This is a genomic window from Methylobacterium sp. AC690 (assembly GCF_979256535.1).
On record NZ_CEEDOX010000002.1, the window covers coordinates 29,325 to 43,885 of the forward strand.

General features: G+C 68.2%; 13 protein-coding genes. 4 read left to right on the forward strand and 9 right to left on the reverse strand.

The window, feature by feature from the left end:
* Positions 1 to 4 precede the first annotated feature (4 nt).
* The 5 genes from larB to AC0IY1_RS02490 form a co-directional block, all read right to left on the reverse strand.
* Complete coding sequence (gene larB / locus AC0IY1_RS02470; protein ID WP_471767469.1) at positions 5 to 706, reverse strand: nickel pincer cofactor biosynthesis protein LarB; 702 nt, start codon at positions 704 to 706, stop codon at positions 5 to 7.
* Entirely contained in the window at positions 703 to 1,530 is an 828-nt protein-coding gene (gene larE, locus AC0IY1_RS02475) for an ATP-dependent sacrificial sulfur transferase LarE (protein ID WP_471767472.1), read from the reverse strand. The genes larB and larE overlap by 4 nt, the downstream gene beginning before the upstream one ends.
* Positions 1,527 to 2,810: a nickel pincer cofactor biosynthesis protein LarC gene (gene larC / locus AC0IY1_RS02480; RefSeq protein ID WP_471767474.1), complete on the reverse strand. Its 1,284-nt coding sequence runs from the start codon at positions 2,808 to 2,810 to the stop codon at positions 1,527 to 1,529. The genes larE and larC overlap by 4 nt, the downstream gene beginning before the upstream one ends.
* A gap of 110 nt (positions 2,811 to 2,920) precedes the next feature.
* Positions 2,921 to 3,370, reverse strand: coding sequence for a response regulator (locus AC0IY1_RS02485; RefSeq protein ID WP_471767477.1), 450 nt, complete (start codon positions 3,368 to 3,370; stop codon positions 2,921 to 2,923).
* Positions 3,367 to 4,458 carry a sensor histidine kinase gene (locus AC0IY1_RS02490; RefSeq protein ID WP_055955897.1) on the reverse strand — a complete coding sequence of 364 codons (1,092 nt, stop codon included), beginning with the start codon at positions 4,456 to 4,458 and terminating at the stop codon, positions 3,367 to 3,369. Before AC0IY1_RS02490 ends, AC0IY1_RS02485 begins: the two co-directional genes overlap by 4 nt.
* A 312-nt stretch (positions 4,459 to 4,770) precedes the next feature.
* Between AC0IY1_RS02490 and AC0IY1_RS02495 the strand changes: the two genes are divergently transcribed.
* Together AC0IY1_RS02495 and AC0IY1_RS02500 are read left to right on the forward strand one after the other, a co-directional pair.
* Entirely contained in the window at positions 4,771 to 7,218 is a 2,448-nt protein-coding gene (locus tag AC0IY1_RS02495; protein WP_471767480.1) for a PAS domain S-box protein, read from the forward strand.
* Positions 7,219 to 7,337: 119 nt separating this feature from the next.
* A complete protein-coding gene (locus AC0IY1_RS02500) occupies positions 7,338 to 7,541 on the forward strand; it encodes a ribosome modulation factor (protein WP_055955902.1) in 204 nt (67 codons plus the stop codon).
* 85 nt (positions 7,542 to 7,626) lie between these two features.
* Here the strand turns inward: AC0IY1_RS02500 and AC0IY1_RS02505 are convergent, their stop codons facing one another.
* Positions 7,627 to 8,415 (reverse strand): Crp/Fnr family transcriptional regulator, encoded by a 789-nt coding sequence (locus tag AC0IY1_RS02505; RefSeq protein WP_471767482.1) that lies wholly within the window; start codon positions 8,413 to 8,415, stop codon positions 7,627 to 7,629.
* Position 8,416: 1 nt separating this feature from the next.
* Positions 8,417 to 8,764, reverse strand: coding sequence for a response regulator (locus AC0IY1_RS02510; RefSeq protein WP_055955908.1), 348 nt, complete (start codon positions 8,762 to 8,764; stop codon positions 8,417 to 8,419).
* 504 nt (positions 8,765 to 9,268) lie between these two features.
* Between AC0IY1_RS02510 and AC0IY1_RS02515 the strand changes: the two genes are divergently transcribed.
* Positions 9,269 to 9,742, forward strand: coding sequence for a cupin domain-containing protein (locus AC0IY1_RS02515; RefSeq protein ID WP_471767483.1), 474 nt, complete (start codon positions 9,269 to 9,271; stop codon positions 9,740 to 9,742).
* A 13-nt stretch (positions 9,743 to 9,755) separates the two neighbouring features.
* Here AC0IY1_RS02515 and AC0IY1_RS02520 read toward each other — a convergent pair whose 3' ends face one another.
* Complete coding sequence (locus AC0IY1_RS02520; protein ID WP_471767485.1) at positions 9,756 to 13,211, reverse strand: SbcC/MukB-like Walker B domain-containing protein; 3,456 nt, start codon at positions 13,209 to 13,211, stop codon at positions 9,756 to 9,758.
* Positions 13,212 to 13,348: 137 nt separating this feature from the next.
* Here AC0IY1_RS02520 and AC0IY1_RS02525 point away from each other — a divergent pair, with 137 nt between their 5' ends.
* Positions 13,349 to 13,492 carry a hypothetical protein gene (locus tag AC0IY1_RS02525; protein ID WP_471767487.1) on the forward strand — a complete coding sequence of 48 codons (144 nt, stop codon included), beginning with the start codon at positions 13,349 to 13,351 and terminating at the stop codon, positions 13,490 to 13,492.
* 326 nt (positions 13,493 to 13,818) lie between these two features.
* Here the strand turns inward: AC0IY1_RS02525 and AC0IY1_RS02530 are convergent, their stop codons facing one another.
* Entirely contained in the window at positions 13,819 to 14,454 is a 636-nt protein-coding gene (locus AC0IY1_RS02530; protein ID WP_471767490.1) for a DUF4194 domain-containing protein, read from the reverse strand.
* Positions 14,455 to 14,561 lie beyond the last annotated feature (107 nt).

The window sequence follows — 14,561 nt, forward strand, 5'->3', positions numbered from 1 at the left end:
CATGTCAGGCCGGCATCCCATCGACGGGGTTGGATTGCGACAGGGCGCGGGCGGCCTTAAGCAGGCGCATCGCGGCGCAGGCGGCCCCATAGCCATTGTCGATGTTGACGACGGTGATACCGGGGGCGCAGCTCGCCAGGATAGCATCGAGGGCTGTCCGGCCGCCCTCGGCCACCCCGTAGCCCACGGAGGTCGGCACCGCGATCAGGGCGCTGGCGACGAGGCCGCCGACGACACTCGGCAGGGCCGCATCCATGCCGGCGGCGACGATGAGGATGGGGTGGGCACGAATCTGGTCGAGGCGGGTGGTCAGGCGCCAGAGCCCCGCGACCCCGACATCGGCAAAGAGCGTCGCGGCATGGCCCTGGTAGGCCAGGGTCCGCTCGGCCTCCCGCGCCACCGGAACGTCGGAGGTGCCGGCAGCCACGATGCCGATGCGGGCAGGACCGCTGATCGGACGGGCCTCTCCGAAGATCGCGGTGCGCGACACCGGGCAGTAGTCGATCCGGTCGCGGTGGCGGCCGGAAAGGGCCACATGCTTGTCGACGTCGAGGCGCGTCAGCAGCAGTCGCGCACCGCGCGCCGTGGCGGCGTCCAGGATCGCGTCGATCTGCACCGGCGATTTGCCGGCCGCGTAGATCGCCTCCTCGAGGCCGATCCGCTCCGGCCGGGCGAAGTCGAGGACGAATTCGTTGGAAACGCTCATCGGACCGTTCCCGTCAGGAAGGCACTGCCGGTGCGGTAGGCCGCGAACCGCACCGAGGCCTCGGGCAGGTTCGCCGGAGCACCCGCCCGGATCTGCGCTGACAGAGCGGCCTGGCGCACGCTGTCGAGGGCGGCGAGGCTGTCGGGGTCGAGCTCCACCACGATCCCGGCGGCCCGGACGCGGCAGCGCACGGCGCGGCGCGGTCCGGTGCCGGCCTGGAGGCTACGGCTCACCAAGCCTTCGACGACGTGGATGAATGCCAAGGTTTCGGGCTCGATCCGGATACCGGTCTCGACGCGGCTCGACAGGCAGGGTGCTGCCGGGAGCTCCGCCACCGATCCGAGGCCGAGATCGCGGGCGAGCGCCCGCACCGTGGCCTTATCCAGTCCGGCCTCCACGTAGGGATGGCGCACGCCGTACTCGCGGGCTGCGTCGAGGCCCGGGCGGTACTCGCCGAGATCGTCGAGATTGGCGCCCGACACCATGGTCCGGTCGGTGACCTGACGGATCGTTCCGTAGAGGTTGGTCTTGCAGAAGAAGCAGCGATTGACCGGATTGGCGCGGTAGCTCGGGTCGGCGAACTCGCCGGCCTCGACCACGCGCAGGGTCCAGCCCGCCCGCGCCGCTTCGTCCCGGACACGCTGCGTCGCCTCGAGCGGTACGGCCGGCGAGGCCGCGTGGACCATCAGCGCCCGGTCGGCTCCGAGGAGGCGATGGGCTGTCTCGGCGAGAGTCAGGCTGTCGACGCCGCCGCTGACCGCGACCGCGAGGGGCCCGATCTCCAGAAGCACGTCGTTCAGGCGTTGCAGGACATCGCCGCTCATGCCGTGCCCACCTCCTCGGTATCCGCCCGGAGTGCCAGCGCCTCGGCCGCGCGGCGCAGGCTGGCACGGGTGGCATGGTTTTCCCGGGCGACCGCATCGTCGGCCTCCGCCTTGGCGGTGCGCCCGCCCGGCCGGTCGACGACCTTCACCCGTACGGGTTGACCCTCGACCGTAACGGTGTGCATCCGCCTCGGAAGAGCGGCACCCGAGACGATGCGATGGCGCAGGCCGATCGTGGTGGTTTCGCGGAAGCAGGCCGCGATGGCCTCCTCGAGCGCGCTGGCACGGGCGAGCGCGCGCACATGCGTCATCATCCGTCCCTTCTTGCCGAAGACCGGCATCTGGACGACGTCGAAGATATCCGGATGCGCGCGCAGGCGATCGAGGCCCATGCCGAGATCCTCCGCCGATTGGTCGTCCACCTCGAACTCGATCACGCCGAGGTCGCGGTGCTCGCCGCTCCCGCGCGACGTCGCCGCCTCGTACACCATCGCGCGCAGGCAGTTGCTGAGGCCCGGTAGGACCTTGGTGCCGAAGCCGATGCCCGATCCCTTGAGAATCCGCGGCGCCGCCGGCAGCGGTGGCGCGATGTCGCGCAGGTAGCGCAGGATCGCGGCCCCCGTCGGCGTGACCCGCTCGCCCGGCACGCCGTCGTCGAGGGTCTCGAACCCCTCGACGAGGAGGCTCGTGGCCGGGGCCGGCACGGGCAGCGGTCCGTGCTGGGTCCGGACCCGGCCCGAGCCGAGGGGCAGCGCCGACACGCTCCAGGCCTCGGCGTCGAGCGCCGCGATCAGGTGGGCGGCCGCCACGATATCGGCGATCGAATCCCACGCGCCGACCTCGTGGAAGGCCACCGCCTCGACGGCGATGCCGTGGACCCGCGCCTCAGCCTCAGCCAGACGGGTGAAGATCCCGATCGCATGAGCGCGGACCGCGGACCCGAGCGGACAGGCCTGCAGGTCCGCACGGATCTGCGACCAGTGGCGATGCCCGTGTTGGGCATCGCCGGCGTGACCGTGTCCGTCGCCATGCGCGTGGTCGTGGTGGCGATGCGCGTGACCGGCCGCCCCGCTATCCCGAGCCCCGGGACCGCGGGCGACGACGAAGCGGCGGCCGGCCAGAATGCCGTCATTGTGTCTGACGAGTTCGCAGGAGACCTCCGGCAAGGCGGCTCGGATGCTCTCCAGCACGCCGGCTTCCTGGTCCGGAAAAGCATCGAGAAGGGCGGCGGCGAACATGTCGCCGGCGACGCCGCCGAGGGCGTCCAGATGAATCTGCATGGGCGTTCGTGTTCGTTGTCCCGTCACCGCAGGGAGCGAACGCAACATCGTTCGGAAAGCTCCAGCGGCAAGCGCCTCACGTTGGAGACCGAAGGCCGCAGCGACGGCGCTCAGTCGGCCCGGATCTGGTGGGGGCCGACGATCTTCGCCCAGAACGAACACCCGCACGGCAAGGACGGCATATTCCCCTTGGGCGGCGTTTTGCAGGTCAGCAGGTGCCGGAGCAGCCGCTCCATCTGCGCAACCTGATAGGGCTTCTGCATCACCGGAATGGCGTTGTAGGCGGGTTCGATCCCCGAGAGGCCGTAGCCGGTGGCGAAGATGAAAGGAATGCCGCGCTCGAACAAGGCATCGGCCACGGGATAGCTGCAGGTGTCGCCGAGATTCACGTCGAGGATCGCCATGTCCAGGTCCGCCCCGCGGGCCAGCGCCACCGCTTTGTCGAGACGCATGGCGACCTCGACCTCACAGCCGAGATCGAGCAGCATGTCCTCGCCGAGCATGGCGACGAGGCTCTCGTCCTCCACCAGCAGAACCCGCCGTCCCTGGAGGCCGCTCATCGGGCGACCCGTCCGGTCACCCGTTCCTGCCCGTGCCATCCGAGCGCGGTCAGCGGGATACGGAGCCGGCAGATGACGCCGGTGGGTGCGAAGGTCAGATCCGCGCTGCCGTCGAATTCCAGCGGCAATTGCCGCTCGATGAGCCTGCTTCCGAATCCCCTCCGCGTGGGTGGCGCGACCGGCGGCCCGCCCGTTTCGGTCCAGACGAGATCGAGGCGCTCGCCCGAGCCCTCCGGCTCCAGGGTCCAGGACACGCCGACCCGACCTTCGGGAACCGACAGCGCCCCGTACTTGGCCGCGTTCGTCATCAGTTCGTGCAGCGCCATCGCGAGAGTGACGGCGACCTTTGGGTGCAGGCGGGTATCCGGACCGACGAGGTCGAAGCGCGCCGTATCGACTTCGGCCAGGGCGTGCGGTGCCACGGCGCCCTCGACGACGCTGCGCAGGCTGGCGCTCTCCCAGTTCTCCGCCGTGAGCACGTTGTGGGTGTTCGACAGAGCGACCATGCGCGCATCGAAGGTCTGGCGCGCGACGCCGTCGGTCTTTCCCTTGAAGGTCTGCGCGGCGATCGACTGGACGGTCGCCAGCGTGTTCTTGACCCGATGGTTGAGTTCGTTGGTGAGAAGGCGCTGACGCTCGGCGGCCGCCTTCTCCTCCGTGATGTCGCGGACCTCGATGATCGTACCGATAATGCGCGCTTCGTCGTCGCGGATGGGACTGGCGGTGAACCCGACCGGGTAGAAGTGTCCGTCCTTATGGACGAACACCTCCTCGCCGCGCTCCTGATTGTTCTCCGGAAAGGCCCGGTCGATGGCGCATTCCGCGAGCGGAAACGGGCGGCCATCCGGGTAGGTGTGGTGGACGATATCGTGCAGGGGGCAATCGCGCGTGAGGACTTCGGTCAGGCTGAAACCGGTGAGCAGTTCCGCAGCCCGGTTCATGTAGACGCAGTGCTGGCGGTCATCCATCAGGAAGATGGCCACCGAAGCGTTGTTCAGGACCGCGTTGAGTCGCCGCTCCGTCTCATACAGCTGTGAACCGCGACGCAGGGTGGGCAGGGTGGTCGTGGTTGTATCGAACGTCTGCATCGGTCCAAAGCTCGGCACGAACGATCGTTTCCCGGAACGGACAGCGAGGCCGCTGGCCAGTGAACAACGAAGAGGCGATGCAGAGCCGACCATCAGACAGAGCCGACACACTGCAGGCACAGGTCTAACGTCAGCGCCTATCGCAATCCACGGTCCACGCAATGGTTCCGACTCTGCCATCGGCATCCTGTGCCGCACGTGATCGACGTGCCGACAGACGTGGGATAGGGAGGCGTGGCGCGGAACGAATCACGACGAGGCTCCGGGCGCCGTCGAAGAGACGTGCCGCGTTTAGGTGATATTCGGGGGGTCATGGACGACGCGGTTGAACGGCTTCGTCTGAGGGAACAGGCACTCGAGGCGGAGATTGCGGCGCTGCGGGCGGAGCGTGCTACCGGGATCCGTGCACCCGGCCCGGGCCAGCGCACCTCGGCGGCGAGCTCCAACCTGCTTTTCACGGCAGCGGAGAAGACCCGCATGCCGATGATCATCACAGATCCAAACCTTCCGGACAACCCGATTGTCTTCGCCAATCGGGCCTTCCAGGAGCTGTGCGGATACGGAGTCGAGGAGCTGCTCGGGCGGAACTGTCGCTTCCTGCAGGGCAGCGGTACCGATCCGGCCGAAGTCGCTCGCGTGCGGGACGCGATCGCGGCGCGACGGGACGTCGTGGTGGAGATCGTCAACTATCATCGCGACGGCAGCGCATTCCGCAACGAACTTTACGTCAGCCCAGTTTTCGACCCTGAGGGCCGGCTGATCTACTTCTTCGCCAGCCAGCTCGACGTCACCCGGTTCCGGACCGAGGAGGGCAAGCTCGCGGAGAGTGAAGCCCGCTATCGGACCCTCTTCGATGCGATCGACGCCGGCTTCTGCATCGTGGAGATGCGTTTCGACTCCAGCGGCCGTCCGGTCGATTACCGCTTCCTGGAGGTCAATCCAGCCTTCGAACGTCAGGCAGGTCTCGGCGACGTGGTCGGGCGTTGGGTGAGCGAGGTGATCCCGGATCTCGAGCCGCGCTGGCTCGAAACCTATGGCGAAGTCGCCCTGACGGGTCGACCGGCCCGGTTCGAGAGCGGCGCGGTCGCCCTCGGCCGCTGGTTCGATGTCCACGCACTGCGCGTCGGTGAACCGGTCCAGCACCGCGTCGCGATCCTCTTCAACGACATCACCGACCGCCGCGAAGCCGAGACGCTGCTGCGGACCACGGCGCGGGACCGTACCGCCGAGCGCGACCTCGTCTGGCGCGCCAGCCGCGACCTTCTCGTGATCTGTGGGTTCGACGGTCTCTACCGGGCCGTGAATCCGGCCTGGTCCGAAATGCTGGGCTGGCCGGCCGACGCCCTCCTCGGCGCGCGGTTCGACAACTACCTGCATCCGGACGATGTCCCACCGGCGACCACCGCCTTCACCCGCCTGACCGAGGGCAGCGTCCTCGACAATCTCGACGTCCGCATGAAGACGGCCGATGGCGATTTCCGGTGGGTGTCCTGGAACGCCATTCCGCAGGGCGACCATTTCTACGCGGCTGGTCGCGACGTGACGGAGCGCAAGGCCCTCGAGGAGCAGCTGCGGCAATCGCAGAAGCTCGAAGCGGTGGGCCAGCTCACGGGTGGCGTTGCGCACGACTTCAACAACCTCCTGACAGTGATCAAGTCGTCCACCGATCTGCTGAAGCGCCCAGACCTGCCGGAGGAGCGGCGCCAGCGCTACATCGGGGCCATCTCAGACACCGTCTCGCGGGCGGCGAAGCTCACGGGGCAACTTCTCGCCTTCGCGCGCCGGCAAGCCCTGAGCCCGGAGGTGTTCGATGTCGCGCGCAGCGTCGCCTCCGTGGGAGACATGGTGGGGACCCTCACTGGTGCGCGGATCCAGGTCGAAACCGACGTCGTTCCGGGCCTGTCCTCCGACGGTACCCCGCTGACCTATCTCGTCGACGCGGATCCGAGCCAATTCGATACCGCGCTGGTCAACATGGTGGTCAACGCACGGGATGCCATGGAGGGCGAAGGCCGGCTGCGGATCCGAGTGACCCGCGCCCTGACCATTCCTGCCGTGCGGGCGCATCCGCGTGTCCGCGGCGATTTCGTCGCGGTCTCGGTGTCGGACACCGGCTCGGGTATTCCACCCGAGATGCTGGATCGCATCTTCGAGCCCTTCTTCACCACCAAAGGCGTCGGGCAGGGCACCGGCCTCGGGCTGTCACAGGTCTTCGGTTTCGCCAAGCAATCCGGCGGTGAGGTCCTGGTGGACAGCGCCCTCGGGAGCGGGACGACCTTCACGCTGTTCCTGCCCCGCGTCCGAGCGCAGATCGCCCCCCAAGCCGTGCTGCCCGAACCGGCATCCCTCGCCGACGGTCATGGGACGCGGGTGCTGGTCGTCGAGGACAATCTGGAAGTCGGAGCCTTCGCGACGCAGGCCCTCCAGGAACTCGGCTACGACACCCGCTGGGTCACGGATGCCGAACAGGCACTTCAGATGTTGGCGCCGTCTTCCCTCGCGAAACCGTCCGAACGCCCTTTCGACGTCGTGTTTTCCGACGTTGTCATGCCCGGCATGAACGGCATCGACCTCGGACAGGCGATCCGCGCGCGTTATCCCGGCCTGCCCGTCGTCCTCGCTTCGGGCTACAGCCACGTGATCGCCGAGCAGGGTACCCACGGCTTCGAGTTGCTTCGCAAGCCCTACTCCGTCGAGGATCTCTCTCGGATTCTGCGGCGCGCAGTGGCGCATAGCCTGGATCACCGGCGCGATCCCTAACAGCGCGCTCGTGATGGAACGCGGATGAACCGGATCGACCTGGTCCGGGTTGACCCGCGACAAGGCCGTACGACCGGGGATGCGCCCCGGCGTGCCGCACGACCATCAGGATACGAGATATGAGCGACGGCGCGACCGCAAGCGACAGCCCCTTCATCAAGGGCCGGAATGCCCGCCTCTACGGCAAGCAGCGTGAGAGTTGCCCCTATGCCGAAGGCAGCGAGGACCGAACCGCCTGGATGCAGGCGTTCGACGAGGCGGCCGACGATCGCCTGGAGAGCGAGACCGGGACGATCGATCCCCAATCGTCCGCGAAGGCCTGAGCCGCGGCGGCAACGGGAGGCGCCGAGCACCGGCGGCCTCGGTACCCAAGCGTCGAATCGCGGCCGCCCGACGGCTCGGTTCGCGTTACCCGTCCAGGGGACGGCAGCCCAGTTGCAGGTAGCTCGGATTGAATTCGGCCAACTCGCTCAAGCCGGTCCAGTCGAGGATGGTCAGCCGCTTACCGGACAAGGTGAGGAACCGCTGGCGTCGCAGTGCCTGCAGAGAACGATTGACGTGAACGTTCGAGAGCCCGACCGTGACGGCGATATCGCTCTGCGTGAAGGGCAATTCGTAGGTCATCCCACGGGTCAGGCCCACTGCGTTCAAGCGCAGGTGCAGTTCGCAAAACAGGTGCGCGATGCGCTCGACGGCGGTTCGGCATCCGATGTTGACGATCCACTCACGCAGGGTGGCCTCGTTGACGAGGATGCTCATCCGAAGAGCCTGCCGTATGGCGGGGTGTTGCCGCAGAATCGCGTGGAGGGCCTCCGCGTTCACGCGGGCAACCCGACAGGGTGAGAGCGTGCTGACGGTGTGATCCATGCGGTTGATGAGACCGGCTTCCAAGTTGCAATGATCGCCGGGCACAAGGTAGGCGGTGATCTGCCGTGCGCCGTTCTGACGGAACTGGTTCCGACACGCGAACCCCTTGACCACGATGAGAACGCCATCGGCCGGCTCGCCCTCGCGCAGGATGTCGGTGTGGGCCGGGTAGTCCCGCGCGGTCGTCACAAGACGCGCGAGCGCGTTCCGGTCCTCGGCCGACAAGTCTTGGAACGCTTCGAGCTTTTGTACCAGCGCAGACGCGGGCGACTCCGGCACGGGAAAGAAGGCGCGGTCCCCAACCGCCTGACTGCTGAGGGCCTGTACCATCTCACAAACTCCCGATCGCGATTTCGTCGAGGGCGATCACGACGTCCCAGGGGATCGCAGGCTTCGCGAGCCAGGGGGCGTCGCCGAAGCCACGCGTGATCGGATCCGCACGATGACAGGCCGTGTGCAGAATGAAGGGGACGCCGCGCCTGCGGAGGTGCCGCAAGGTCCTTGAACAATCACCATCCTTCAGCTTCGGCTCAATGACGGCCAGATCGACGTGCTCCCGCTCCAGGAGCGCCTCGGTCGCGGCCACCGTCGCCAGCGGGCCAGCGACGCGGTAACCGGCCTCCTGCAGGGTTTCACAGAGGTCGAGGGCAACAATCGCGTTGCTCTCTGCGACCAGCACGCAGGGTGGTCCGCTTTCTGTCATTGCGCGACCCTAGTTTCGAGACAGAGCCAGATCCAACCAGATCTGGCAGGCAAGTAAGCCCCTAAACAATATTCGATGCAAGTGCAGCGGTCGATTTCCTACTGTACGGCTCGATTCATGGACTGTATGTGCGATACCCAACAATCATTTGTTAGATATCGTGATTAGTTGGGACTGGATTACACTCAAGGGTGTAGTGCTGAATCGATGAGCGTTATCGCAGAGCCGCGACTCTGGACGGATGCTCCTCCGCGCCTGTTCACGGGGTCAGGCTCCCCGGCGATCCCCTCGTTCGGCGCCAGGGCGCTCATCCGCGCATCATCCGCGAGTTTCGGAAAAGATCGGCGGATTGGTTTATGCTTCCAGCGTTTCATCATCGATTCAGCCTTCTCTGCAGATCAGGCGTCGACGGCCGAGCGATCCATTGTAAATTGGACGACAATCCGCGATTTTCGCCTCGGACTAGTCAGAGGATCGCGAATGGAAATTGCTCGTCTGCTTCACACCTTCGCCGGCCCGATGATGGCCCTCGTCGGCACGATGCCCTCGTGGCGCCGCACGCCTGCACCTCCCCCCGCGCTGGAGGGACCGGTCGAGCGCACCCACGATTTCCCAGCCGTTCAGCCGCGCGAATCCGCATACTGGCCTGAGCGCTCGCACATCCTGTCGGGGAAGCCCCAGCAGACGGCAACGTACATCTACAGGAGCCCGGACGGGCTGTTCGCCGCCGGAATCTGGACCTGCCAGCCAGGCAAGTTCCGCATCGACTTCGGCCGGGCGGAATTCATCCAACTGATCGCGGGCGTGGTGACGGTGACGGATGCGGAGGGCGTCTCAAAGACCTACCGGACCGGCGATGCCTTCGTCACTCCGGCGGGCTTCTCTGGCACCTGGGACGTGATTGAACCGGTCAAGAAGCACTTCACCTGGTACGGTCCCGAGCCGGTCTGGTAGGACGGCCTGCGTCCTATTCGGCGGCGTCGGTGATCCGAAAACCTTCGATGCCCTGGCGCTCGGGATTGATCGCCGCCAGCGCACGCTTGGCCGCTTCCAGCGGGTGTTCGGCCTCGATTCGCACGGAGGACAGGTCCGGGCTCTTATAGACGGTGACGATGGTATCCATCACCTCCGTCAACGTCGTCCGCTTGTCCTCCGGCGCCGCGATCAGAAGCTGCAGTCCCCACGCCTGATAGAGGTCGACCAGGGCCTGGCTGTTGCGCACGTCGAGCTTCGAGAACGCCTCGTCGAGAAGGCAGAGGCCGAGGCCGGGGTTCTCGTCGCCGGGCCGGTCACCCGGGTAATACGCCGAGGCGAGCGACGCCGCGATGGCGACGTAGAACGGGGCCTGCGCTTCGCCCCCCGACCCGCGGAGCGCCCGGTTCGACATCGTCGTGCGGTTCCCGGCCCGATCCCGCATCCCGATCTCGTAGACGAAGTAATTGCGGTAATCCGCGAGGCGCGCGGCGCTCTCCTCACCGGCGATGAGGGCCGTGATCTCGTCGATCGCCGCCGCGAGCGGACCGTCCGGGATCGCGCCGCCCTCGTCGGGCAGGATCGCCTGGGCCGCATCCGGCGAGCGCGCGACCTCTGTCGCCAGGGCGTGGACGGCGGCGTAGCGCCGATCCACCTCGGCCTCGAACGCGTAGGTCTGTCCCGTGAAGGTCTGGCTCGACAGGCGCTCGTTCAGGGCATCGAGCCGGGCGCGCACGCGCTCGAACTTGTCCGCGAGCCGGGTCAGCAGGTCTTCGATCATCAGGCGGCGCATCTCGCTCTCCGCCCGCCGCGCCTGGTCCCGGTAGCGTCGAAGTTCGTGGCTCGCCACCTCGTCATGGGCCCGCTTCGCCCAGCCGTAGCCGAAGGAGGCCGGCGCATCGCCTGCTCCCAGCGGATTCTCGACGCGCCACTGCACGCAGTACTCGGCAAGGTCGCGCTCGGCCGCCCGGCCCTGCGTTCGTGCCGTCTCCGCCGCCTCCCGGGCGCGGGCGCGCCCGGCACTGGCCAGGCTCGCCAGCGCCTTGGCGTCGAGATCCGCCCGCTCGGCCCGCAGCGCGGTCAGCGCCCCCGGGTCGTAGGCGTCCGGACGCACGAGCCGGATGCGCATGCTGTCGCCGCCGGTCCAGCGCTGATACGCGGCCCGACGCGCTTGGAGCGCGGCACGGGCCGCCTCGCGGCTCGCCGCAACCTTGGCCTTCAAGCCAGCCTCCTCGCCCAGCAGAAGGTCCCGCTTCGGCTCCAGCACCTGGACGAGCTCGGTGAGATAGGCCGAGCGCTCCTTGGCGAGTTCCGCGAGCTCTGCTTCCAGCACGCCGGTCTCGGCACGCTCGACGCTTTCCCGCTCCGTGGTCAGGCTGCGCCGACGGCCCTCGATCGCATCCGCCTCCGCCCGCAACGCGGCGAGGTCGAGGCTTGTCTCGGACAGGCGCCGCGCGAGGGCGGCACCGATCCGGGCCGCTTCGCGCAGGACATCGGCCTCGGCCCGAGCGCGCCGTGCCTCGGCGACCGCCTGCTCCCAATCCTGGCGGCTCTCGACGGTCGGACCCCGATGGCCCCGGGTCATCATGAGCTGGACCGGGCGTACCACCGAGTAGGCCATGCCAGAGGTCGAGCGCCCGCTCGGCGCCACGGCCCGGCTCATATGAGCGAGGGCCGCATCGTTCGGGGCGAGATCGTAGCCCCCGAGGCGCGCGCCGAGGAAGGCCTGCGCGTGCGGATCGGCCGTCTCGATCAGCGCCAGCGGCCCCTCGTCGTCGCGCCCGCCGCGACGCCGGGCGGTATCCGTCGTCTTGACGAGGAGGCAGCGGTAGAACTGGCTCTTGCGCGCCTCGAGATGCGCGAAGGCTTCGTTGAGGCGGTCCGGCTGCACCACCAGAGCCTCGCGAGCGCCGCCGAGGAGGCCTTCGAGGGCCTGGCCCCATTTCGGATCGATGATCTCGGCGAGTTCGCAGATCGGCGTCGCCACGATGCCGAGGCGGGACAGTTCCTCGCGGAACGCCGCAACGTCGGAGGACAGGCGCGGCGCCGCCCCCCGCCCCGCGCTGGGTGCCGGGGCGCGGGACTGCGCCTCGTTCTCCAAGGCACGGGCGCGCAGCGCCGCGTCCTCCGCGGCCCGCTCGAGAGGCGTCGCGATCGGGGGCATCCCGGCCAGTCCAGCGAGCAGCGCGGCGAGCGGGCCGTCGGACCGCAGGGTCTCTTCCGGATTGGCTTCGCGTCGCAGGCCCGATCGGGCACAAGCCTCCACCAGGCGGGCAGCCTCCGGCGAGACCTTGCGGATCTCGCCGATGATCACCGAGAGTTTGCCGGTATCGAGGACGATCCCGACAAGGTCGGCGACCCGGGCGGCCAGATCCCGCCGGTCGCGGGCCAGCATGGCAAGGCCGGCGTTCGAGGCGGCGAGACGCCCTTCGGCGGCCGTGCCGGCGAGAAGCGCCTTCTTGCCGGCGATCTCGCCGTCGATCTCGCGCACGAAACCCTGGCTGGTCGCGACGCTCTCGCGCGCGATGCGAAGTCGCTCGGCGACATCCTTGAGGGCTTGGCGGGCGGTGACGGTGTCGAGGATGCGGCGACGCAGATCCGCATCGGCGGCACGCAGGTCTCCGAGAGCCGAGGCGAGGCTCGCCTCGGCCCAGGTCTCGTAGCGCCCGACGATCCGGGCCAGATGCGCCAGGCGCCGCTCCAACTCCTCGATAGTCTCGAGGAGGCGCCGCCAGGTCTCCACGGATTGCCGGATGCGTGCGACGTCCAGGGGCTCAGGTTCGAGCACGAAGGACCGGACGAAGGCCGATGAATCGAAGATCGGCTTGAACGCCACGGCGTTGGAGAAGGTGCGCAGGAAGTGGCGCGGCTCCGGGACCGCGGCCCCCTCGCGCAGGATGCCGAGGAGTTCGGCGGTGAATCGCTCGCCCGACGCGCGGTACTCGTCGAAGGTGGTTCCGCGGGTGCGAAGATCCTTGGCGATTTCCGTCCAGGGCGCGACGAAGCTACCGCCCGGCGCTTCCCGGACGTAATCGGCCACCTCGAAGCGGTGGCCGACATGGACGAACCGGGACAGGGTGGTCTCTCGACTATCCTCCGCCCGGGCCGCAAGCGCCAGTCCGGCGGACACGACGCGGCCCGTGGTCTCGTTCTCGAAGACCAGGACGATCAGGGTCTCGCAGGCTTCACGGGTGGGGCGCCCGCCCTCCGCCGGATCACTGATCCAACCGAGGCAGTAATCGCGCACCGTCCGAGCGCTGCGTCCCGAAGCCGAGGCGTTGAGGGCGAGCCGGCTGGCATTGTTGCCTGCCAGCACCGTGCCGACCGCGTCGAAGATGGTGGACTTGCCGGCCCCCGTCGGTCCCACCAGCGCAGCCGCGCCCCGGATCCGAATCTGCTCGCGGCGGATCAGGTACCAGTTCGAGAGGACGATATCGGTAAGGCGGTACACGGCCGGCGCTGACGGTCCCAATTTCGAGAAGACGCCCCTCGCATGAACGCTGCGCGCCCGGGATGCAAGCCGGTGCGCCCGCCCGCCTGGGGACGCGGCGCCCCGCGGCGCAGGCCGGCAGGCGATCGGATTCGCTCATGATGAAGACCGCGCAGCCTCAGTACCGCGTGAGCGTCGCCGGCGGAGGCGGCCTGGGCCGGGTACGTGCGATCACGACGTCCAAGCTCAACGACCGGTGCCGATCGGCATCCCTGATCGCCACGGAGGCCCTCGATCCCTAGCTGCCGAACCTGCTCACCGGAATGCCCAGGTCGGGTACCGGCGGGGCCAGGATCGCGGTGCTTTCCGGGCCGGCAGCGTCGGCCGGCCACCCTCATCGGCTTGGCCCCGAACTCCGTGTGGAGCGTCGCCGCCGCTTGGTCGAGCATGTCTTGCGACTGCCCCGTGGCGGTCCGGCTGACGGGCGACGAGGACCAGTGGTCAAAAACCAGAAGCCCAGGGGAGCGCGGACATCGAGGCCCTCTATGCCCAGAACCTTCGGCGCTTCCCACCGAAGCGCAACGTCCTGAATGTCTTCGGCAACCGCATCCGAAGCAGACCTGAGAGGTCAGGCTTCCTCGTCGCCGCGTGCGGCCCCCCAGGCCCGAACCTGATCCATCCAGGCGTCCGGCGACAACACCGCGATTCCGGGCATGACCATCAGGGGTGTGATCTTCTCGACCTTGTCACGCTCGCCCAGGCGCAGCCCCCCCTTGCGCGCGAACAGTCGGAGGATCTCGGTGAGACGTGCTTCCTCCGGCGGGTCGCTTCGGGTGGCGGTGCGAATCGACTCGACGATGTCGTCGGTCGTGCATTCCACGACTCCCTCGGTGGTCACGCGATGGGCGCGCAGGCCTTCCTCGTAGGCAAGTCGCAGGGCGAGCAGTACCAGCGTCTCGTCCTTGCGCAGGCGCTCGGCCTGGGCATCGTGCCGGACACCTTCGGGCGGGACCCGCAGGCACACCATCTGATCGCGGTGCATCACCTCGAACTGGTAGCCCAGGCACGCGAAATAGGCCTGGAAGAACGGCGCGTAATGCCGGGCGAGCTCGTAGGAGCGCCCGATGCCCGGCGTGCCGGCATAGACACACTGACTCTTCAGGAGGACCTGGAGTGCCCGGGTCAACTCCTCTTCCGAAGGCGCGCGGGCTCCGGGCGGCGGCAAGTCCTCGCCGTCGACGATGGCGCGAAAGGGTTCGAGCATGGCTGGCCTCGCGGTCGCGGGATCAACCCGCGCCGGCCGGTGTCTCTAACGCCTCGCGACGACCCGCGCCAAGGGACGTCGCTGCGAAGGGGTCACCGAGAGCGCGC

Coding starts and splice junctions, on each gene's coding strand:
- AC0IY1_RS02495 (WP_471767480.1), top strand. CDS start 4,771: ATGGACGACGCGGTTGAACGGCTTCGTCTGAGGGAACAGGCACTCGAG.
- larB (WP_471767469.1), bottom strand. CDS start 706: ATGAGCGTTTCCAACGAATTCGTCCTCGACTTCGCCCGGCCGGAGCGG.
- AC0IY1_RS02485 (WP_471767477.1), bottom strand. CDS start 3,370: ATGAGCGGCCTCCAGGGACGGCGGGTTCTGCTGGTGGAGGACGAGAGC.
- AC0IY1_RS02525 (WP_471767487.1), top strand. CDS start 13,349: ATGATGAAGACCGCGCAGCCTCAGTACCGCGTGAGCGTCGCCGGCGGA.
- AC0IY1_RS02490 (WP_055955897.1), bottom strand. CDS start 4,458: ATGCAGACGTTCGATACAACCACGACCACCCTGCCCACCCTGCGTCGC.
- AC0IY1_RS02515 (WP_471767483.1), top strand. CDS start 9,269: ATGGAAATTGCTCGTCTGCTTCACACCTTCGCCGGCCCGATGATGGCC.
- AC0IY1_RS02530 (WP_471767490.1), bottom strand. CDS start 14,454: ATGCTCGAACCCTTTCGCGCCATCGTCGACGGCGAGGACTTGCCGCCG.
- AC0IY1_RS02505 (WP_471767482.1), bottom strand. CDS start 8,415: ATGGTACAGGCCCTCAGCAGTCAGGCGGTTGGGGACCGCGCCTTCTTT.
- larE (WP_471767472.1), bottom strand. CDS start 1,530: ATGAGCGGCGATGTCCTGCAACGCCTGAACGACGTGCTTCTGGAGATC.
- larC (WP_471767474.1), bottom strand. CDS start 2,810: ATGCAGATTCATCTGGACGCCCTCGGCGGCGTCGCCGGCGACATGTTC.
- AC0IY1_RS02500 (WP_055955902.1), top strand. CDS start 7,338: ATGAGCGACGGCGCGACCGCAAGCGACAGCCCCTTCATCAAGGGCCGG.